The organism is Zhouia spongiae, assembly GCF_022760175.1.
Taxonomy (GTDB): Bacteria; Bacteroidota; Bacteroidia; order Flavobacteriales; family Flavobacteriaceae; genus Zhouia; species Zhouia spongiae.
Genome location: NZ_CP094326.1, coordinates 251,256 through 271,980, shown reverse-complemented (window position 1 = coordinate 271,980; position 20,725 = coordinate 251,256). Strand labels below are relative to the sequence as shown.

Sequence of the window (20,725 nt, the reverse complement as noted above, 5' to 3'; positions counted from 1 at the left end):
TACGGTTAATTTAATTGTTCTTTTTTGCAGTCTTGTTCTTCGGGTAATTTACCGCAATAACCGCATGCTTCACCCTCTTTATTGAGAAAAGGGGATTGACTTGCGCAGGTACCGGCAAATTTACCGTCTTTTTTTGCCCATATTTTTATAGCGATTCCTGCGAATGCAAGACCTAATAATACAATGGTAATGAGTACAAGCTTCATGAGAATTAATCTTTGTTGCAAAACTACAAAAATTAACCCTAATGTGGTATTAAAAAGTAGTGAAGAAAAACATTTGGGGCTGATATCGGAGAATAAAAAAAGAGGCTGGCGAAAACAGACTTTCGGACAACCTCTTTTTATTTATAGGCTTATTCATATTATTCCAGGTCAATACTAGCGACCATATTTTCTGCGGAAGCTTCCCCGGTAAACCCTTTAGGGACCATATATATATTATAGCCTTGTATTCCTTCCTGATAAGGTAAGGAAAGGAGTTTCCGGTCGGCTTTTTCTAAAGTTCCCAAGTGAACCAGCTCTCCATCTATATTTGCCCACATCTGGAATTCTTTTTCTTCTGACAGATCGGGCAATGAGACAATATTGATAGCAGATAATTTTTCTTCGGGATTAATATATGCAACAGTTTTTAATTGTCTTGCTCTTTCGTTACCGCTTAATACATATTTTTTTGTTTCCGGATTGTTTAAAACGGCATAATTGCTTTTCATATCCTGAAGTTTAGAATTGGTAGCCACAATTTCACTTTTCAGATTGGAAATTTGGCTGGCAACGCTATTCTTTTCTGTAGATAATAATCTGTTTTGATTCCAAAGCAGTACTGTTGTTGCGGCAAAGGCTATGGCAGCAACACTGGCAGCAACATAATACCAGGGCATACCCCTTTTGGATGAAAGTTGTCTTTCTTCTTTTCTTATCTGGTCAAGGACATTGCTTTTTATATTACGGGGGATCGGACGGGCATATGACTTAGCATAAAACTCCAGGTCTTCCTGTAACTCATTAAATCGTTCTTCAACCTCAGGATGAGCTTCTATGTAATGCTCAATACGAGTTTCCTCAAGTGCTGTAGTATCACCTAAAAGATACTTTTCGAGCAAATCGCTTTCCAATAATATTTTTACATCTTTTTTCATTACATCATAGCATAAAATAAAACTGATATCAACGGGCCATAAATCTTTCTTAGTTCCCTTAAGCCAATTTTCAGCCGGGATTTAATCGTTCCTAGCGGAATATCGAGCTCTTCGCTTGCCTCCTGCTGCGTCATTCCCTGAAAAAATAATGCTTCCAGAACAATTTTGTATTTCTCATCGATGGAGTCTAAATGGTCTTTCAGGTCTAAATGTTCGGGCGTAATGCTCTCAATTCCTACTTTATATACGTTCGAGTTATCGATTTGGATTTCTTGGTCCGCTTTTAAATTTCTACTCCTGATTTTATCTATGGCAGTATTGCGGGTGATCCTGAAAAGCCATGTAAATAGCTTCGATTTATCCTCGTCATAAGTATGGATTTTTTTCCAGATTTTGATGAGACTTTCCTGGAGCACATCTTCGGCGAGCTCTTCGTTTTTAGTAACCTTAAAAGCGATCCCGTAGAGTGTTTCTCCATAGTTGTCGTAAAGTAAACTCATTCCTTCTTCATTCTTGTCTTTCAGTAAACGAATGATCTGTATTTCTATTAAACTTCGTTCGGCCATTAAAACTTACTTTGTGTTGTATGCAGTTCCTAACGTTATTTTTCTGTTGATCATATACAAGGTGATAAAAAAACAGCACGTTAAAGCTGTTGTATATTTACAACATGTTAGCTGCTAATATATGATTTTTACGAAATAATATTAACTTCTTGTTCCAGAGTGATGTTAAATTGCTCTTTAACGCTTGATATAATGGTGTCTGCCAGGGCTATCAGTTCTTTTCCTGTAGCCTTTCCGTGATTTACCAGTACCAAGGCCTGTTTATTGTGAACACCGGCGTCACCGAATCTTTTGCCTTTAAAACCGGCTTGTTCAATAAGCCATCCGGCCGGAACTTTAACTTCGCTTTCAGAGACTATATAATAGGGAGCTGCCGGATTTTTCTCTATAAAGCTGTCAAATTCTTTTTTTGAAATAACCGGATTTTTAAAGAAGCTTCCGCTATTTCCGATCTTTTTGGGGTCGGGTAGCTTACTTTGCCTGATGCTGATTACGGCATCAGATATATCTTGAATTGTAGGTTCCGCAATCCCTTTTTCTTTCAGGGTGTTTTGAATTGCGCCGTACCGGGTGTGTAATAGATGGTTCTCCGTGGTTAGTTTCAGAGTCAGGGAGGTTATTACATATTGCCCTTTATAGCTGGTTTTAAATATAGAATCGCGATAAGCGAACTTACAGTCTTCTAATGAGAATGTTTCAGTTTCCAGGGTGTTTATGTTTATAGCCCTGCATGAATGAAATACATCTTTGAGCTCTACTCCGTAGGCGCCTATATTTTGAATAGGGGCGCTTCCGACATTCCCCGGAATTAAAGACAGGTTCTCTATGCCTCCGTAGTTGTTCTGCAACGTCCATAATACGAATTGATGCCAGTTTTCTCCTGCATTTGCTTCGATTAATGCATACCCGTTGCCGGCTTCTGCTACAGAGATGCCCTTTATGTCTACCCTGATAACTAATGCATCGATATCTTTGGTCAGCAGCATATTACTGCCGCCCCCGAGGATAAACTTTTTAGGGTAATCGCTGTTTTTCAGAGCCATAATGAGTTCGTTTACAGACGATACAGAGACAAAGTGTTTGGCATTGACATCAATGCCAAACGTATTGTATTCTTTTAGGGATATATTGTGCAATATCTCCATTAAGCGTTATATGCTTTTAGTGCATTATTTAAAATTTCAGCAGCTTTTAGCAGCTCTTCTTTTTTAAGGACGTACGCTATCCGCACCTGATTAAGTCCTACCTCAGCCGTTGAGTAGAAACCGGCAGCCGGAGCCACCATGATGGTTTCGCCGTTATATTCGAACTTTTCCAATAACCATTGGGCAAAGTCATCGGCATTTTTTACAGGCAATTCTACAATGCAATAAAAAGCGCCTTTTGGTTTGGCGACTTTAACACCCTCAATTTTCTGGAGTTCAGAAATTAGCAGGTCTCTTCTTTCGACATATTCTCCTATAACTTCATCGAAATAACTCTGTGGGGTATCAAGTGCCGCTTCACTGGCAATCTGTGCAAAAGTAGGGGGTGATAACCTTGCCTGTGCAAACTTAAGGGCGGTTTGTATCACCTTTTTGTTTTTAGAAACGATACATCCGATCCTTGCTCCGCACATGCTGTATCTTTTTGATACAGAGTCGATCATAATGGCATAGTCTTCCAGACCTTCTTCCTGCAGAATGGAATAATGCTCTGCACCATCGTAAGCAAACTCGCGGTATACTTCATCAGCAATAAGGAACAGGTTGTGTTTTTTAGCTATTTGGGCAAGTTTTTTTATCTCTTCTTTAGAGTAAAGATATCCGGTAGGGTTACCGGGATTACATATTAAAATAGCTTTGGTCTTTTCTGTGATCAGATTCTCAAATTCTCCGATAGGAGGTAACGCAAAGTTAGTGTCTATTGAAGAGATCACCGGAACTACTTTAAGTCCTGAAGAAGTGGCAAATCCATTGTAATTTGCATAAAACGGTTCAGGGATGATTATTTCGTCGCCCTGATCGGCAACCGTTCCCATTGCAAAAAGAAGTGCTTCAGACCCTCCCGTGGTAATTATAATTTCATCGGCTGATACATGAATGTCCCTGTTTTTGTAATAAGCCGCTAATTTGGTTCTGTATTCATCAGAACCTTCACTTCTGCTATATGCTAATACATCGATATTGGCATTTCGAACAGCGTTTAAAGCAACTTCGGGTGTTTTGATATCGGGTTGCCCGATATTAAGATGGTATACTTTAGTTCCCCTTTTTTTTGCATCTTCCGCATATGGAACTAGTTTTCTGATTGGTGATTCAGGCATTTGCATGCCTTTGATAGAAATGTTTGGCATAGATTTAATTTTAGCAGTGCAAAATTGCAAAATATATTTTAAAAAGTTGTTCGAAATCGATGTAGTATTCTCTTTAAAATATGTTAATTTAAATATGTTAGTTAATAATATTTTTTAACTTAATGATTCATTAACAGGTTTAATCTTAATTCATTGAAGAAATTAGCTTCTCTTTTTTTATTTGTTGGTTTTATGACCGGATGGGTGAATGCGCAAACCGGTTTTCGTTTTAAAAACGGAGAGTCGGAAGAAACCATCAGGTTCCAGCTAATTAATAATCTGATTGTCTTTCCGTTGAAGGTGAATAATGTAGAATTGTCATTTATTCTCGATACAGGGGTCGGAAGCCCGATACTGTTTAATATTTACCAGAGTGACTCCCTTCAAATCAGGAATGTAGAAGAAATTACTTTAAAAGGCCTTGGAGAAGGGGAACCTATCAGGGCGTTTAAGTCGTCAAAAAATACATTCGCAACTCAAAAAACATACAATTCGAGCCAGGATTTTTATGTGGTTATAGATGCTGCAATTAATTTTTCCCCGAGATTGGGCGTGCCGGTGCATGGTATTATCGGGTATGATTTTTTTAAAGATTTAATAGTGGAAGTAAATTACGCTTCTGAAAAGATAAAGTTATACAAGCCTGATGGGTATAACTACCGGAAATGCGCGAAGTGTAACACCCTTGATATAGAGGTTGTAAGGAGAAAGCCTTTTTTAAATGCTGCAGTGGTTTTGGAAGGAAACCAGATTCCGGTCAGGCTTTTGGTAGATAGCGGAAGCAGTGATGCTTTATGGTTGTTTCCGGATAAGGAAAAGGGAATTAAGGTGCCGGCAAAGAACTTTCAGGATTTTCTGGGAAGGGGGTTGAGCGGTAGCGTATATGGGCATAAGGCGAAGACTGATATGTTTAGGATTGGCGATTTTAAGCTCAGGGAAACTAATGTGGCATTTCCTAGCGATGAATCTATTCAGCATTTAACAAACCCGGGGCAACGCAATGGTAGTGTGGGAGGGGAGATATTAAAAAGGTTTAATGTTATTTTTGATTACCCTGAAAAGAAGATAACACTAAAGAAGAACCGGTATTTTAACACTGATTTTAAGTTCAATTTAAGCGGCATAGAGCTAATGCATAACGGGTTAAGGGTGGTAAGGCAACCGGAGCGGTCATATTCAGGAGTGGTAAGAGAGGACGACCCGACCGGGGCCATTAAGATTTTGTTAGATGACAGTACCCGGTTTAAATTACACCCGTCTATCGAAATAGCGGAAATAAGGCCTGGCAGCCTGGCGGAAGAGATAGGTCTTCAAGTCGGTGATGTGATTATTTCGGTGAATGGAAAAGAAATATACGATCATTCACTTCAGGAAATATCAGGATTGTTAAATGAAAGGGTGGGTAAAAGAGTAAGGGTGATTGTAGACCGGAATGGAATAGAACTTAAGTTCTCATTCGAGTTAAAAGACGTTTTATAAAAAGAGGTCTAAACAGTATTTTTGTTGTCTGGTTGAGTGCAGTCGGTAACTGACCATATATGTCGATCAGTAGGTTCCGACTGTACTCAGCCTGACATTTAATAATTATAAGAAGTTTTCAGACAGGCTTTTCCATCTTTATCTGGAGCTGTTGTCTGTTGCTACCGTTCCTTTAATTTTTAAAGCGACCGATTTTTTGTCGGTGTTGGTAATTACGGTAATGGTCTTTCTTATCGGACCAGGACGATTGGTGTCGTACTTAATTTCTATTTTTCCTTTTTTTCCAGGAGCAATAGGCTCTTTAGGCCATGAAGGCACTGTACAGCCACAGCTGGAGTAGGCTTTACTAATTACCAATGGGGCATCACCGGTGTTCGTAAATTCAAATACTCTGACACCATTGCTGCCTTTTGAAATTTTTCCATAGTCAATGGTCTCTTCCTTGAATTCAATTTTAGCTTTTTTGTCTTGAGCAGCCATCGTATAACTAATAAGGCCGACAAACAAAAACATCACTAACTTTTTCATCACATCTGATTTTATGGTGAAACGTAAAAATAAATACTTTTCTTTCGATGTGCAAAATAAATGAAAACCTTTTTATAATCTTAAAGGTTATAATTACTTTTGCATTCTTAGTATTACAAAAAGCATTCCAAATATGAATATTCCGTCTAAATATGATGCCCATAGTGTTGAAGGGAAGTGGTATGAACACTGGATGAAGAACAATTATTTTCATTCTGTTCCTGATGAAAGAGAACCATATGCCATTGTCATCCCTCCGCCTAATGTAACAGGGGTTTTACACATGGGACATATGCTAAACAATACCATACAGGATGTCCTTATAAGGAGGGCGCGTTTAAAAGGAATGAATGCTTGTTGGGTGCCGGGTACAGACCATGCTTCTATTGCAACAGAGGCCAAGGTTGTTGCCAGGCTTAAGGAACAGGGAATCAACAAGAACGATATTAGCAGAGAGGAGTTTTTAAAGCATGCCTGGGAATGGACTCATGAATATGGAGGCGTTATTTTAGAGCAGTTAAAGAAGTTAGGATGCTCCTGCGATTGGGACAGGACAAAATTTACCATGGATGACGATATGTCAGCATCTGTGATAAAAGTTTTTGTAGACCTTTATAAAAAAGGTCTTATTTACAGAGGTTACCGTATGGTGAACTGGGACCCTGAAGCTAAAACCACTTTGTCTGATGAAGAAGTTATTTATGAAGAAAGGCAAGGGTATTTGTATTATTTGGCATATCAGATCGAAGGTTCTGATGAGAGTGTTACGATAGCGACTACCAGGCCTGAGACTATTTTGGGAGATACGGCCATTTGTATAAACCCGAACGATGATCGTTACAGGCATTTAAAAGGGAAGAAGGCTATAGTGCCTATTTCTAACAGGGTGATCCCTATTATAGAAGATGATTATGTAGACGTGGAATTTGGTACCGGATGTTTGAAGGTAACCCCTGCACATGATGAAAATGATAAGAACCTGGGCGATAAACATCAGTTAGAGGTTATAGATATTTTTAATGCTGATGCTACCTTAAACAGTTATGGATTACACTATGAAGGGAAAGACCGTTTTGTAGTCCGCAAGGAGATTGTAAAAGAATTGGAGGAGAAGGGGCATTTGGTAAAGACAGAAAACCACCTGAATAAGGTAGGTACTTCTGAGCGGACAAAAGCAGTGATAGAGCCAAGGTTGTCAGATCAGTGGTTTCTGAAGATGGAGGCTTTGGCTAAGCCTGCATTGGAAGCTGTTCTTGGAGATGAAAAGGAAATCAATTTATTTCCGAAGAAGTTTGAAAACACTTACCGTCACTGGATGGAAAATATCCGTGACTGGAATATTTCCCGTCAGTTATGGTGGGGACAACAGATACCGGCTTATTATTATGGTGAAGGAAAAGAAGATTTTGTTGTAGCCGAAAATAAGGAAGACGCATTAAAACTAGCCCGGGTCAAAGCCGGAAATGCTTCTTTGGAGATCGATGACCTTAGGCAGGATGAAGATGCTTTAGATACATGGTTTTCTTCCTGGTTATGGCCAATGAGTGTTTTTGGAGGTGTACTCGATCCTGAAAATGAAGAGTATAAGTATTATTATCCGACGAGTGATCTGGTTACAGGGCCTGATATTTTATTTTTCTGGGTAGCTCGAATGATTATTGCGGGCTATGAATTTGATGGCGAGAAGCCGTTTACTAATGTGTATTTGACGGGATTGGTGCGGGATAAACAACGCAGAAAAATGTCGAAGTCGTTAGGAAACTCTCCGGATGCGTTGAAGTTGATTGAAGATTTTGGGGCCGATGGTGTCAGGGTTGGTTTGTTGTTGAGTTCGGCAGCAGGTAATGACCTGTTGTTTGATGAGGCTTTGTGTCAGCAAGGAAAGAATTTTGCCAATAAGATATGGAATGCATTTCGTTTGGTAAAAGGTTGGGAGGTTTCAGATCGTATCCAACAACCTGAGGCTGCAAAAGTAGCTATAGAATGGTATGAAGCTAAGTTTAACCAGAGCTTGGCTGAGATTGAAGATCATTTTGATAAATACAGGATATCGGATGCATTGATGGCAACCTATAAGCTTGTGTGGGATGATTTTTGCAGTTGGTTATTAGAGATGGTAAAGCCGGCATACCAATCGCCGATCGATTCGGTTACTTATGCCGGTGTTATTGCCTTTTTTGAAAATAATTTAAGGATATTACACCCTTTTATGCCTTTCCTGACAGAGGAAATATGGCAGCATATAGAAGCACGAGATGTAGATAGTGCCTTAATTGTATCTACATGGCCTGAGCTATATCCGGTGAATACTGAGATCATTAATGATTTTGTTTTTGCGGCTGAGGTTGTATCAGGGATAAGAACGATAAGAAAAGAAAAGAATATTCCTTTTAAGGATGGTCTTGATTTAGCTGTGCTGAACAATGAGAAAAAGGACAGGCAGTTTGATGCTGTGATCGTTAAGCTGGGGAATGTCGATAATTTGAGCTATGTTGATGATAAGGTAGAAGGAGCGCTTTCATTCAGGGTAAAATCGAATGAATATTTTATTCCGGTAAGCGGGGCGATCAATATAGATGAGGAAATAGAAAAACTCGAAACTGAATTAAAGTATACCGAAGGCTTTTTGAAATCTGTAAGGGGGAAGCTGTCGAATGATAAGTTCGTGAATGGGGCACCCGAAAAGGTAGTGGCCATGGAGCGTAAGAAAGAGGCCGATGCGGTAGCGAAGATCGAAACTATAAAAGAGAGCATAGCCTCGCTGAAATAAACTGATTCGGGGTAGGTAACTTCCGTATGATTGTAAACGATAACACTTAACTTCCTGTAAAAAGTAACTAAAAAGCCGCTACATAGCGGCTTTTTTATAAGTTGAAATAATCATTAACCAGATTGATGTACCTTTCTTTTGCTTCCCGGACACTAATGCCGCGGGTTTGGAATAATGCATTTGCCTTAAATGCATTGATCAGGGCTTTTCTGCTGCTTGGAGGTTCGATATTGTGGGTCGCTTTCTTATAGTAGGCATATAAACGCAATAGGAAATCGGCAGGAAACGGCTCCTGGCAATTATTTACTACATCTACAGCTTCTTGAAAAGCTTTATCTAATTCTTGGTCTGTCATGCCTTAGGATTAGGATGCGATTACATCTACACCACCTTTCACTTTTTGTCCAATTTCTACTTTTACATCTGCGGTCAAGGGCAAGAATACATCTACTCTTGAGCCAAATTTTATAAAGCCGGCATCTTCTCCCTGAACTACTTTATCGCCTACCTTGGCATAGTTCACTATTCGTTTTGCCAGTGCCCCTGCTATTTGCCTGTACAGAACCTCACCATATGAAGGGTTCTCTACCACAATCGTAGTACGTTCGTTTTCTTCAGAAGCCTTAGGATGCCAGGCCACTAAATATTTTCCCGGGTGGTACTTACTGAACTTAACGATTCCCCCTAGTGCATATCTTGTTACGTGTACGTTTATTGGTGACATGAAAATAGATACCTGAATACGTTTGTCCTTAAAGTATTCTTTTTCAAAAACTTCTTCAACTACCACCACTTTTCCATCCACAGGAGCAATTATATTATGATCGTTAATATCAGTTTTTCGTTTTGGATTTCTGAAGAACTGGAGGATAAGTACCAGTAAAATGATTACGGCCAGTTGAATAATGGTTCTTAACCAGTTTAAAGTGACGAAATACTCTGCCAGTAGGGCAATAACCACTGAGAATAAAAACGTAAAGAAAATAATCTTATGACCTTCTTTATGAAACATAGTTGAAAATTAATAATGTTAAATAAGCAAAAGGAGCAGCAAATAATAAACTGTCTAATCTGTCGAGAAGACCTCCGTGGCCAGGTAAAATAGCTCCACTGTCTTTTACGCCTGCCGTTCTTTTAAATTTAGACTCTACCAAATCCCCGACATTTCCTGTCAGTACTATAACCAAGGCAAGTACCAGCCATTCGGTAAGTGTTAGTTCAGATGTGTACCTGTTCAACAAATAAGCTCCGGCCAGTGCGAAAATAACTCCGCCTGCGAAACCTTCAATGGTCTTTTTAGGAGATACCGAAGGGAATAACTTGTTTTTGCCGATCGATTTTCCCACCAGATATGCGAAAGAATCGTTAACCCATATTAATATAAAAATACCAATAATCAAGGATTTTGCAAAATGGTCTTTGCTATATGGGATCATCGTCAGAAAGATGCATCCGCCTCCTATGTAAAACAGGCTGATAAAGAATTTATTCAGATTGGAAAACTTTCTCTTTTCTTTCGAGTAAAGTCTTGTAAACAGATAGCTGTTTACAGATAAACAAACAAGGAGCAGGAGGTATATTAAAGGTTGTTTTTCCGATACATCGGGAAGGATATATATAAATACCCACCATAAGGCCAGGAAAGCAATGAAAATATGATATCCGCTTAATTTTATGATTTTTTTGAATTCATAAAGACATATGAGTCCAAAGGCAAGGAATAAAAAATCAAAAGCATCTGTGTGCAAAATAGCAGCAGATAATAATAGGAAAACATATAATATTCCGGTGATGGCACGTTTTGCGAGTTCTTTCATTCTAAAGATCTTCCAATAGCAGCAAATATAGGTTTTTTGAACTACTTCCGTATGACAGAAAATCTTTTTCCTCTTTAAGGCTAAAGTGTTTTATGGTGGTGATATTCGTAGGGATCTGGCTCTTGTTTTTTGATTTGATTCCTCTTAGCCCTTCGCCGATAGTGTCAACAAGCTGACTTGTGGTGGCATAGACTATAAAGTTGTCAGGTAGTTCAAATAGTTTTTTTTCTCCGATTTGGTTAGAATTTATCAAGATAGATCCGTTGTCGGCAACCAGGTTTTCACAGGTCGTTATGAAAAAAGTAGCATCGCGGCAAGTTTTGTCAAAGTTTATATTGAAACCGGAAAACCGTCTTTGTAAGGTATCTGATAAACAACAGGCATAATGTGACTCCCAATCATTCTCAGTGAGAATATTTTGAAAATTTTCGTTTAATTCTTCTGTATTTTCACAATACAAAAATTTACCACCGTTTTTTCTAAAATTGATGGTAAATTTTTCATCTATGGGAAAATTAATTTCCGGCATAAATTTCCCTCTGGACTCTAATGGTTTATCAGAGGGTTTGTCTTCTTTCTTGTTGCCAAAAATTTTTTTAAATATGTTCATTTACAATTTTGGGGTTTCTCCATTTCTAATTCTAAATGTAACGTAAAGTTATAAAAATCATTACTGACCTGTTAATTTGTCGATAAATAAATGTTATTTAATTGTTTCTTCGCTTTGATTGCTTTCCTGGTTTTGATTTTCTTCTATGGTTTCTTCAGGCGCTACATTTTCTTCTTCCTCTTTCGTAAAAGGACGTTTACCAAATATACGTTCTAAATCATCTTTAAAGATTACTTCTTTTTCAAGGAGGCGGTCAGCCAGCTCTGAAAGTTTATCTTTATTCTGGCTCAGTATCTCAATAGCTCTTTGGTATTGTTCTTCAACAATTCTCGATATTTCTTTATCGATAATCTGGGCAGTTTCTTCACTATATGGTTTTGTGAAAGAATACTCAGATTGTCCGCGAGAATCGTAATAGGTCAGGTTGCCGATTTTATCATTAAGTCCATATATGGTTACCATGGCCTTTGCTTGTTTTGTTACCTTCTCAAGGTCACTGAGGGCACCGGTTGAAATTTTATCAAAGATTACTTTTTCGGCAGCTCTGCCGCCCAATGCAGCACACATTTCGTCTAGCATTTGTTCGGTACGTACAATGAGCCTTTCTTCCGGCAGGTACCAGGCAGCTCCCAGGCTTTGACCACGGGGAACAATAGTTACTTTTACCAGTGGAGCGGCATGTTCCAGCATCCAGCTTACGGTAGCATGACCTGCCTCATGGAAAGCAATGGTTTTCTTTTCTTCAGGGGTGATGATTTTGTTTTTCTTTTCTAAACCACCGACAATTCTGTCCACAGCATCCAGAAAGTCCTGTTTGTCTACTGCTTTCTTGCCTTTTCTTGCAGCAATAAGGGCAGCTTCATTACATACGTTGGCGATGTCAGCTCCGGAAAAGCCGGGTGTTTGTTTGGCAAGGAAGTCCAGATCTAAGGTCTCAGCTGTTTTAATAGGGCGTAAATGAACATTGAAAATTTCTTTACGCTCTCTTAAGTCCGGTAAATCGACATAGATCTGACGATCGAAACGACCGGCACGCATTAATGCTTTATCAAGAACATCAGCGCGGTTTGTGGCGGCTAAAACAATTACATTGGTATTAGTGCCGAAACCATCCATTTCCGTCAATAGCTGATTTAATGTATTCTCACGTTCGTCGTTGCTTCCGGTGAAGTTGCTTTTGCCTCTGGCACGACCGATAGCGTCAATCTCATCGATAAAGATGATCGACGGCGACTTGTCTTTGGCCTGTTTGAAAAGGTCTCTTACCCTTGATGCTCCTACACCTACAAACATTTCGACAAAATCGGAACCGGACAGTGAAAAGAAAGGAACTTTGGCCTCTCCTGCTACGGCTTTGGCTAATAGGGTTTTACCGGTGCCCGGAGGGCCTACCAACAGGGCTCCTTTAGGGATTTTACCACCCAGGGAGGTATATCTTTCAGGATTCTTTAAGAAGTCTACGATTTCCTGCACCTCTTCTTTAGCTCCTTCTAATCCGGCAACATCCTTGAATGAAACTTTCATATCGGTCTTTTCGTCAAAGAGCTTCGCTTTTGATTTACCAATATTGAATATTTGTCCTCCAGGTCCGGCCGATCCTCCACCTGACATTCTTCTCATCAGGAAGATCCAGATAGCGATCAGGATGATAAAAGGCAGAATATACGCTAGGATATCGCCCAGCCAGTTAGGTTCGTCGTCAATAAGGATCTCAACCGAATTTTGCTGGCTTGTTTGTTCGAGAACCTTGTCCAGTTTTTCCTGAAGGAGCTTCAGGTCACCATAAACACAGGTGTATTGTGGTGTGTCAGCCGAGCTTGGAAAGATAGATTTGCTTATTGCTTTTTTGTGTTCTTCTTTCTTTTTAGCCTCTTCTGTAAGGTATATTTTAGCTTTTCCGATATTTCTGATGATCTCGATTTTTTTGACATCACCTTCATTGAGATAGTTTTCGACTTGTTGGAGGGTTGTCTCCGGAGGGTTTTGCCAACTGGATCCACCCGAGAAAAACTGAAACCCTATTAAAAACAGGAAAATAATTGCATAAAACCAGTATGAACTAAACTTAGGTTTTTTTGTATTTTGATTATTATTAGCCATTAATTGTTGTCTAAAGTGTTATTAATTTGAAGATATCTCGGTTATTTTGGCATCACCCCAAAGGCCTTCGATATCATAAAATTCTCTAATGTGTTTTTGGAAGACGTGTACAACGATGTTCACAAAGTCGATAAGTACCCATTCAGCATTCTCGCTACCTTCAACATGCCATGGCTTGTCTCCGGTTTCTTTATTGACCATTTTTTCAACAGAATTTACAATAGCGTTTACTTGGGTGTTTGATGAACCGTTGCAGATAATAAAGTAGTCACAAACCGTATTCTCTATTTCACGCAGATCTAAGATACTTATATCATTTCCCTTTACTTCTTCAATACCTTTAATAATTGATGTTATTAATTGATCTGTACTACCGCTTTTTTTTGTCATTAATATTATAAATTTTCATCAGTTGTTTTTTGCTTTTTGTTTTCGGATTAATTCAGAAAGCAAAAAAATAATTAATTTTGACCAGGCCTTGGCGCTTAAAAAGTCGCTCTAAAACTCATTTCACAAAATTATTATTTTTTGGCATTATAGCTATTCTAATTAACATACATTTTAAGTAAATATACTGAATTAATAAATGAAAATAATCAAACTTGATGCCATAGACTCTACAAATTCTTTTTTACGGCAACTGAGTACCATAAATAAGGTAGATGATTTTACGACTGTGATAGCAAAACACCAAACATCGGGAAAAGGACAAATGGGGGCGGCATGGAAAGTAGAAGAAGGGAAGAACCTTACCACTAGCGTGTTCAAGCGTATCAGTTGTTTGAGAAATGAGGAGCTGTTTTACGTTAGTATGGCTGTTTCTCTGGCCGTATATGACAGCCTGAAAAAATTTTTGATTCCCGATCTGGCTATTAAATGGCCTAACGACATTTTGTCAGGAGATAAAAAGATTTGCGGGATTTTAATAGAAAGTGTGGTTAAAGGACGCGATTTGGAAGCTGCGATTATCGGTATCGGACTAAATGTGAACCAGACCGGGTTTGATAACCTGCCTCAGGCATCTTCTTTAAAGGCTATTACTGGAATTCAGTATAACGTTGATGAATTGTTACAGGAGATCCTGGTTCATCTTCAGCATTATGCTTTGTTTATTGAAGAGAAGGAGTTTGATGTTTTAAAAGTGAAATATGAGGAAAAATTATTCAGAAAAAATAAACCTTCCACTTTTAAAGATAAAGAGGGAAGGCTATTTATGGGTTTTATAAAAGGTGTCTCTGAAAGTGGAAAACTGATCCTTCGATTAGAAGATGAAGTCTTTAGGGAATTCGATCTAAAAGAAGTTCGTTTGCTGTATTAAAGGGTTCCCATTTTTTCAGATAAGGTATTGATAAATTTAGTGATGGGGCCTTTTACCATCATCGCCATCATCGGATTGAAATCGCCCTCAAAAATTAAGTTTGCTTCACTTTTGCCGGCCTCCAGTTCGTTGATGTTTGCTGTTAAACTGAACGGGATTTTCCCACCGGCCGCACCAAGGCTTACTTTGTCGAATTCGTTTTTCTCCTGAAGTTTTAAAACGATTTCAGGCATGCCGCTTAGGGCGAATAAAAACGTATCGTCTTCCAATACTTCAAATTTACTAATGTTGTCAGGCATTAACTTTTCGAAGTTCTTAACGTCAGTTAAAAAGCCAAAGAGTTCTTCTCTTGATTTGTTTACTGTTGCTTTTGGACTTTCTATCCTCATACTTTTGAAGTGTTATTCCAATCGGCAGGATTCACGCGCCAATTTTTTAGGGTGTCTAAATCTTTATCTGTGATGTAATTAGTGTCTATGGCTTGTTCTAGCAAGAACTCATAATTACTAAGTGTATGCAGGTCTAAATGTTCTTTTTTGAAGTTCTCAACAGCAAGGTCGAAGCCATATGAGAAAATGGCAATCATGCCTTTCACATTTGCTCCATGTTCTTTAAGTGCAGTTACAGCATTTAAACTACTTTTTCCGGTGCTGATCAGATCTTCAACAACTACGACATTCTGTCCTCTGTCTAAAAAACCTTCTATTTGATTACCTCTGCCGTGTTTTTTAGGTTCAGGGCGAACATAAACAAATGGCAACCCGAGGTATTCGGCTACGAGCATTCCGATGCCGATGGCTCCGGTAGCTACTCCGGCAATCACATCAGGGGTTCCGAACTCCCGTTCTATTTGCTTGGCCATACTTTCCCTGATATAATTTCTGATGGGAGGGAAAGATAATACTATCCTATTGTCGCAGTAAATAGGGGACTTCCATCCTGAAGCCCAAGTAAAAGGATTTTTCGGATTCAACTTTATTGCATTAATTTGCAATAGAAGTTCTGCTGTTTTTTTTGCAGTGTCTTTATCTAAAACCATGATGCAAATGTATGAAGTTTTTGTGAACGATCATCCTATCTATTTAACAAACAGTGTCAAGAAAGAGATGAATGACAAGTTATTTCTTTTAGATACTTTTGATATAGAGTACGTTGTAAATCAGCTGAATAACGAAGATGTAGCCCGTGTTTTTTTGTACCATCCGGATAAGGAAAATCTTTTGAAAAAATTTAAAAAAAGAGTTCCTGTAGTGGTAGCAGGCGGCGGACTGGTGGTCAATCCTAAAGGGGAAAAGCTTATGATATACAGGAATGGCAAGTGGGATATCCCGAAAGGGAAACTGGATGCCGGTGAAAGTATCGAAGAGGCAGCTATAAGGGAAGTGGAAGAGGAAACGGCGGTGAAGGGGCTGGAGCTGGACAAGTTTCTATGTAAGACGTATCATATTTTTAAGCGCAACGGGGATTTTAAGCTTAAAGAAACTTACTGGTATGCCATGAATACTGATTTTTCAGGAAAACTGAAGCCTCAGAGGGCTGAAGGGATTCAAAAGGCCGAATGGCAACACGATGAAAAAATACTTCAGTCGCTTCAAAATTCTTATCCGAATATACGTCTTGTAATCGAAGCGTATAATAAATTACCTCATAAGACGATACACCGGGTATCTTAAATGTGATTTTTCATAATAATCAGACCTTTTATGTATCCAGTCTAATTGATCGTACCAGTCGGATGCAAATTTTTCATCTTGTTGTTTTTTTCGCTCGAATTCGAGTTTTAGCTGCGGATCATTTTTCAGCAGCTCGGCAGCGACATCTTCAAAAACATAAGGAGAGAAACCTTCCTTTTGTTGTAATATGGTATCAAAAAAGTTCCAGTTGAAGAAAGAGTCTGTTGCTTCGGGTTCCAGGGTTTCCAGTAAATATCTTATGCCGGGTTGATTGGTTTTTACCAAAAAATCCCCTTTTCTGAAAGCGACCCCCTCATCAGAGGTGTATGTTTCTGTGTCATAATGGAGGTAATGACCTTCATAAGCACTGTTTCTGGTTTTATAAGAGGCAATTTTGTATGTCTGGACATTCATTACAGTATCATTCTTTAAGGCGGTTATCTGAATGTTGTTTTTTTTAAGGAGGTCAATTACTCTCCACCAGTTTTTCGGGATCATGTAGGCTTCCGGGATTTCTACCGTTTTTGACGGGATGAAATAATTCTGGTATTCCACATTTTTTGTAAAGGGTTTGTCCCTGTGATATTTTAAGCGATCTGACCCGGTAACCATACTTTGCTCAAAAGACCCTTCATACCCTTTGAATTTTAAAACGGAGGTTTTGCTTGTATCGATCTCCCATTGAACCGGATAAGAGGTTGCCCCGTAAAAATATTTAAACGTATTTTTCCGTAGTGATTTAATTTTGGAATGATCGTTGTCAGCAATGACAATCATGCTTTTCATCAATTCGTAGGTCCCTTCTACGCGTGGTTTGTATGGTTTAAGCATATGGGTTTCGACCATCATACCTAAAGTATTCCAGAGGGTAGTATACCCGGTTGAGTATCTCGGAGAATCAAAGAATTGAGAGAATCCTTTTTCCGGAACATTATTAAAGACATTTACATACGGGGTGATGTCCCAGTTTTTCCCGGCTAGCTTTTCTTCCAAAGCGGGTTGAAATTCATTGTGTAAATAGGAACCCAAGGGGCCGCCGAGTTTATTGTGTTGTGTAAACAGATGTGTGAGGGTATATTGATAGTCGGCACCATTGCTTACATGATTATCGATAAAAATATCAGGATGTACCAGATGAAAAATTTCGGCAAAAGCCAGGGCATTTTTGGTGTCTGATTTTATAAAGTCCCTGTTCAGGTCGTAATTGCGGGCATTTCCTCTAAAGCCATATTCTTTCGGGCCATTCTGATTGGTTCTTGTACTCGTGTTCCTGTTTAATGCGCCACCTATATTGTAGATCGGGATTGTAGTTAAAACAAGGTTTTCCGGACTTTTGATTCTTCCTTCTGCAAGGTCCCTGATTAACATCATGGTGGCGTCAATACCATCAGATTCTCCGGGGTGTATCCCGTTGTTAATCAGGATGATGGTTTTTTCTTCTTGCAATGTACGGAAGTCAAATAGAGATTCCGGATTATAGGTTACCAGGTGCAGCGGTACACCGCTGTCAGTTGTTCCGATGGTCTGTATATGTACCTGACTGTATTTGTTGGCTAATGCCTGATAGAATGTTATAACATTTGAATAGGTATCCGTTTCAGTACCATTACTTTTTTCAAACTGTGTGGTGAAGTCATGTATGCCGCTGTCTGTTTTAGTTGTACAGTTGCAAAAAAGTAGTAGCAGGATAAAATATCTTTTGATCATATGGTATGTAATTATGTTCAATGTAAGTTGGTTTGGATTTATAGGGTAAATATAGAAAATGTTAATCAGGACTGATGGATTGCTATGAATTTACAGTCTATAGATGTTATCTATAAAGAATGTATTAAGGATTAACAGGATAATTTTGGGATAATATGGGGATAACTATGTTAAAATCATGTTTTATTGTTGTTTTTTGTGTTTTTATAAAGTAGGGCTGTTAAGGAGAGGTAAGTGCTTTTTTGTCAGGAAAAAGAACTGAATTTTGAATTGCAAAATGATGGTTTTTAAGCGTGATTGATAGTCTGTTACAGATAAAAAAGATTATCGAAATTTAAGCAGATATTATTGTAGGCAAGAATGCGGATATAAAAGATTCATTAAATTAGGGGTGTTATCCGCATGCCTTGGTTGTGGTTTATTAGAATAAGCACAGCCCAAAATGTTTTATAGAGTTAAAGCACTAATTTATGAAAGAAATAAACCCGGAAGAGTTTCCGAGAAACTTGACAATGGAAGATATTGACCTGCTGGCAGATTTAATAATTGAAAATCCTGTTTCTGAAAAATGGAAACGAATAGCCGGTAAACTAACTTCTGAACAAAAAATCAGGATTAATAAAAGAGTAGAAATTAAAAGCTATTATAAAACGGAAGCGCTTCCTTCGTTTAATAAAAAATCAATAGATGACGAAACATGGAAAGATTTAAAAGAGCTGAATGAAAGAGTAAACTTTTACGGGAATATGGGTGAGCCGACAACGCCTTCGGAATTCAAAGCTAAATATGGGGTATGGCCTTCTAAAGAATGAAAAAAACAGGAGGTATCGATGGGTGTTTTGATTTCATAGAATCGGGGAAAGAGTTTGGTGAGAAATGAGCTGATAAGTGTCGGGATATCGGTTAAAAATAAAGAAATATGGAAAATAAGTGAAAGAAAATTTGCGAAACCAAAAGGTTGCGTGTAAATTAGCAACCAATTGGTTTCTTAAAAAAATGTTTACAAATGAAACGAGACGTTTTTCAGGCTATAGCTGACCCGACACGAAGGGCAATACTCGTATTGATCGCAACCCAGGCATTAACGCCGAATGCATTGGCCGAAGAGTTTGATATGACACGCCAGGCAGTTTCCAAACATATCAGGATCTTGAATGAATGTGAGTTATTGCAGCAGGAGAAGGTAGGCAGGGAGATCTATTATCAGCTTAGAATAGACAAAATGAAAGAAATAGACAAATGGTTAGGGCAGTTCCGGAAAATTTGGGAAACCCGCTTTAGCCAACTCGATAGTGTATTATTAACCATCAAAAACCGGAAAAAATGAATAAAACTATTTTATTCAACTTCGATGTTGATAAAGAAAACAATCAAATTAAGGTCGATAGGTCTTTTAATGCGCCTGTTGACTTGGTCTGGGCTGCCTGGACCGAAGCCGATATCCTAGACCAATGGTGGGCACCAAAGCCTTGGGTGACAAAGACAAAAACAATGGATTTCAGAGAAGGAGGATATTGGCTTTATGCCATGGTGAGTCCTGAAAATGAAGAACATTGGGTAAGGGTGGATTATATTGAAATAAGTCCTGAAAAATATTTTTCTTCTTACGACGGGTTTTGCGATTCAGATGGGCGTCCCAATACCATGCTGCCCAGAAACAAATGGGAAAACCATTTTACAAGCCAGGGAGACGATACTTTGGTAAGCATATTGTTAACGTTTGATACTTTGGAAGATCTTGAAAAAATAATCTCAATGGGCTTCAAAGAAGGCTTTACCGCCGGTCTGGAAAATTTAGACCAGTATATTGCATCTCAGTTCTACCTCAGAAAGAAAAATAAACCCGACAATAAGGCAAGAGTCTCCTCTTATCTTAATTTTCCAGGTAATACAGAAGCAGCCTTCCTTTTTTACAGGGCTGTTTTTCAAACCGATTTCATCAATGGAATTCAACGTTTTGGAGATATCCCTTCTGATCCTGATCAGCCGACGGTCGCAGAGCAGGTTAAGGATATGATTTTGCATATTGAGTTGCCTATTCTTGGAGGACATATATTGATGGGAACAGATGCTCCAAAGGAGTTTGGAATGACCGTTGAGAAAGGAAACAATATGTATATCAACCTGGAACCCGAATCGAGAGAAGAAGCAAGACGTCTTTTCGAGGAGCTTTCTGTCGATGGTAAGGTTAAGATGCCCTTGCAGGATATGTTCTGGGGTGCTTACTATGGGAGCTTGACAGATAAGTATGGGGTTAATTGGATGATAAATTTTCAAAATAAATAGGACATGAAAAAGTACAAAATCATTTTTTGGTTAACTACAGCCTTTATCTTTTTGTTTGAAGGACTAATGCCGTTAAGTACCTTGTTGTTTGCGCAAGAGTATATGAATGCGGGCACGAAGCCATTGGGGTACCCGGATTATTTTGCTGTGGCATTGATCATATTTAAGGTCATGGGAGCTGCTGCCCTGATGATCCCAAAGTTGCACCCCAGGCTAAAAGAATGGGCGTATGCCGGGTTGACCTATAATCTTGTATTTGCTGCTATTAGTCATTTCGCAGTAGATGGGATAGGGTTTCAGTCTTTTTTTCCGTTGATCATTATGGCAATTTTAGCTGTATCCTATATTAATTATCACAAAATAAATTCAGTTGTACCAAATAGAAACTAAATCTT

At 38.7% G+C, this 20,725-nt stretch carries 23 protein-coding genes; 8 read left to right on the top strand and 15 right to left on the bottom strand.

Annotation, left to right across the window (positions count from 1 at the left end):
- Nucleotides 1-5: 5 nt before the first annotated feature.
- From MQE36_RS01300 to MQE36_RS01280, 5 genes are all read right to left on the bottom strand, one after another.
- Nucleotides 6-206, bottom strand: coding sequence for a membrane or secreted protein (locus MQE36_RS01300; protein WP_242937402.1), 201 nt, complete (start codon nucleotides 204-206; stop codon nucleotides 6-8).
- A 158-nt stretch (nucleotides 207-364) separates the two neighbouring features.
- Nucleotides 365-1,141 (bottom strand): anti-sigma factor domain-containing protein, encoded by a 777-nt coding sequence (locus tag MQE36_RS01295; protein ID WP_242937401.1) that lies wholly within the window; start codon nucleotides 1,139-1,141, stop codon nucleotides 365-367.
- On the bottom strand, nucleotides 1,141-1,707 hold the full coding sequence (locus MQE36_RS01290; RefSeq protein ID WP_242937400.1) for an RNA polymerase sigma factor: 567 nt from the start codon (nucleotides 1,705-1,707) through the stop codon (nucleotides 1,141-1,143). The genes MQE36_RS01295 and MQE36_RS01290 overlap by 1 nt, the downstream gene beginning before the upstream one ends.
- A 128-nt stretch (nucleotides 1,708-1,835) precedes the next feature.
- On the bottom strand, nucleotides 1,836-2,852 hold the full coding sequence (murB, locus tag MQE36_RS01285) for a UDP-N-acetylmuramate dehydrogenase (RefSeq protein ID WP_242937399.1): 1,017 nt from the start codon (nucleotides 2,850-2,852) through the stop codon (nucleotides 1,836-1,838).
- Nucleotides 2,852-4,042: a pyridoxal phosphate-dependent aminotransferase gene (locus MQE36_RS01280; protein ID WP_242937398.1), complete on the bottom strand. Its 1,191-nt coding sequence runs from the start codon at nucleotides 4,040-4,042 to the stop codon at nucleotides 2,852-2,854. Before MQE36_RS01280 ends, murB begins: the two co-directional genes overlap by 1 nt.
- A 153-nt stretch (nucleotides 4,043-4,195) precedes the next feature.
- Here MQE36_RS01280 and MQE36_RS01275 point away from each other — a divergent pair, with 153 nt between their 5' ends.
- Entirely contained in the window at nucleotides 4,196-5,521 is a 1,326-nt protein-coding gene (locus MQE36_RS01275) for a PDZ domain-containing protein (protein WP_242937397.1), read from the top strand.
- A 138-nt stretch (nucleotides 5,522-5,659) separates the two neighbouring features.
- Here the strand turns inward: MQE36_RS01275 and MQE36_RS01270 are convergent, their stop codons facing one another.
- Nucleotides 5,660-6,049 carry a DUF1573 domain-containing protein gene (locus MQE36_RS01270; RefSeq protein ID WP_242937396.1) on the bottom strand — a complete coding sequence of 130 codons (390 nt, stop codon included), beginning with the start codon at nucleotides 6,047-6,049 and terminating at the stop codon, nucleotides 5,660-5,662.
- A 133-nt stretch (nucleotides 6,050-6,182) separates the two neighbouring features.
- Here MQE36_RS01270 and MQE36_RS01265 point away from each other — a divergent pair, with 133 nt between their 5' ends.
- Nucleotides 6,183-8,819 carry a valine--tRNA ligase gene (locus tag MQE36_RS01265; protein WP_242937395.1) on the top strand — a complete coding sequence of 879 codons (2,637 nt, stop codon included), beginning with the start codon at nucleotides 6,183-6,185 and terminating at the stop codon, nucleotides 8,817-8,819.
- A gap of 94 nt (nucleotides 8,820-8,913) precedes the next feature.
- Here the strand turns inward: MQE36_RS01265 and MQE36_RS01260 are convergent, their stop codons facing one another.
- The 6 genes from MQE36_RS01260 to rsfS form a co-directional block, all read right to left on the bottom strand.
- Entirely contained in the window at nucleotides 8,914-9,174 is a 261-nt protein-coding gene (locus MQE36_RS01260) for an acyl-CoA-binding protein (RefSeq protein WP_242937394.1), read from the bottom strand.
- 9 nt (nucleotides 9,175-9,183) lie between these two features.
- Nucleotides 9,184-9,831: a phosphatidylserine decarboxylase family protein gene (locus MQE36_RS01255; RefSeq protein ID WP_242937393.1), complete on the bottom strand. Its 648-nt coding sequence runs from the start codon at nucleotides 9,829-9,831 to the stop codon at nucleotides 9,184-9,186.
- Entirely contained in the window at nucleotides 9,821-10,636 is an 816-nt protein-coding gene (locus tag MQE36_RS01250) for a phosphatidate cytidylyltransferase (protein ID WP_242937392.1), read from the bottom strand. The genes MQE36_RS01255 and MQE36_RS01250 overlap by 11 nt, the downstream gene beginning before the upstream one ends.
- Nucleotide 10,637: 1 nt before the next feature.
- On the bottom strand, nucleotides 10,638-11,246 hold the full coding sequence (locus MQE36_RS01245; protein ID WP_242937391.1) for an LUD domain-containing protein: 609 nt from the start codon (nucleotides 11,244-11,246) through the stop codon (nucleotides 10,638-10,640).
- A 93-nt stretch (nucleotides 11,247-11,339) separates the two neighbouring features.
- Nucleotides 11,340-13,346 (bottom strand): ATP-dependent zinc metalloprotease FtsH, encoded by a 2,007-nt coding sequence (gene ftsH, locus MQE36_RS01240; RefSeq protein WP_242937390.1) that lies wholly within the window; start codon nucleotides 13,344-13,346, stop codon nucleotides 11,340-11,342.
- A 21-nt stretch (nucleotides 13,347-13,367) separates the two neighbouring features.
- Nucleotides 13,368-13,736 carry a ribosome silencing factor gene (gene rsfS, locus MQE36_RS01235; protein WP_242937389.1) on the bottom strand — a complete coding sequence of 123 codons (369 nt, stop codon included), beginning with the start codon at nucleotides 13,734-13,736 and terminating at the stop codon, nucleotides 13,368-13,370.
- A gap of 196 nt (nucleotides 13,737-13,932) precedes the next feature.
- Here rsfS and MQE36_RS01230 point away from each other — a divergent pair, with 196 nt between their 5' ends.
- Nucleotides 13,933-14,664, top strand: coding sequence for a biotin--[acetyl-CoA-carboxylase] ligase (locus tag MQE36_RS01230; protein ID WP_242937388.1), 732 nt, complete (start codon nucleotides 13,933-13,935; stop codon nucleotides 14,662-14,664).
- Here MQE36_RS01230 and MQE36_RS01225 read toward each other — a convergent pair.
- Nucleotides 14,661-15,053: an SRPBCC family protein gene (locus tag MQE36_RS01225; protein WP_242937387.1), complete on the bottom strand. Its 393-nt coding sequence runs from the start codon at nucleotides 15,051-15,053 to the stop codon at nucleotides 14,661-14,663. The genes MQE36_RS01230 and MQE36_RS01225 overlap by 4 nt on opposite strands.
- Nucleotides 15,050-15,703 (bottom strand): orotate phosphoribosyltransferase, encoded by a 654-nt coding sequence (gene pyrE, locus MQE36_RS01220; RefSeq protein WP_242937386.1) that lies wholly within the window; start codon nucleotides 15,701-15,703, stop codon nucleotides 15,050-15,052. The genes MQE36_RS01225 and pyrE overlap by 4 nt, the downstream gene beginning before the upstream one ends.
- 7 nt (nucleotides 15,704-15,710) lie before the next feature.
- Here pyrE and MQE36_RS01215 point away from each other — a divergent pair, with 7 nt between their 5' ends.
- Nucleotides 15,711-16,337, top strand: coding sequence for an NUDIX hydrolase (locus tag MQE36_RS01215; RefSeq protein WP_242937385.1), 627 nt, complete (start codon nucleotides 15,711-15,713; stop codon nucleotides 16,335-16,337).
- On the opposite strand, the gene MQE36_RS01210 is transcribed toward MQE36_RS01215, so the two are convergent.
- Nucleotides 16,305-18,044, bottom strand: coding sequence for a M14 family metallopeptidase (locus MQE36_RS01210; RefSeq protein WP_242937384.1), 1,740 nt, complete (start codon nucleotides 18,042-18,044; stop codon nucleotides 16,305-16,307). The two genes, MQE36_RS01215 and MQE36_RS01210, sit on opposite strands and share 33 nt — an antisense overlap.
- A 470-nt stretch (nucleotides 18,045-18,514) precedes the next feature.
- Here MQE36_RS01210 and MQE36_RS01205 point away from each other — a divergent pair, with 470 nt between their 5' ends.
- From MQE36_RS01205 to MQE36_RS01190, 4 genes are all read left to right on the top strand, one after another.
- The gene (locus MQE36_RS01205) at nucleotides 18,515-18,856 is read left to right on the top strand and encodes a hypothetical protein (RefSeq protein WP_242937383.1); all 342 of its coding nucleotides are present in this window, start codon (nucleotides 18,515-18,517) and stop codon (nucleotides 18,854-18,856) included.
- 194 nt (nucleotides 18,857-19,050) lie between these two features.
- Entirely contained in the window at nucleotides 19,051-19,371 is a 321-nt protein-coding gene (locus MQE36_RS01200; RefSeq protein WP_242937382.1) for an ArsR/SmtB family transcription factor, read from the top strand.
- Nucleotides 19,368-20,330 carry an SRPBCC domain-containing protein gene (locus tag MQE36_RS01195; protein ID WP_242937381.1) on the top strand — a complete coding sequence of 321 codons (963 nt, stop codon included), beginning with the start codon at nucleotides 19,368-19,370 and terminating at the stop codon, nucleotides 20,328-20,330. The genes MQE36_RS01200 and MQE36_RS01195 overlap by 4 nt, the downstream gene beginning before the upstream one ends.
- A 3-nt stretch (nucleotides 20,331-20,333) precedes the next feature.
- The gene (locus tag MQE36_RS01190) at nucleotides 20,334-20,720 is read left to right on the top strand and encodes a DoxX family protein (protein WP_242937380.1); all 387 of its coding nucleotides are present in this window, start codon (nucleotides 20,334-20,336) and stop codon (nucleotides 20,718-20,720) included.
- Nucleotides 20,721-20,725 lie beyond the last annotated feature (5 nt).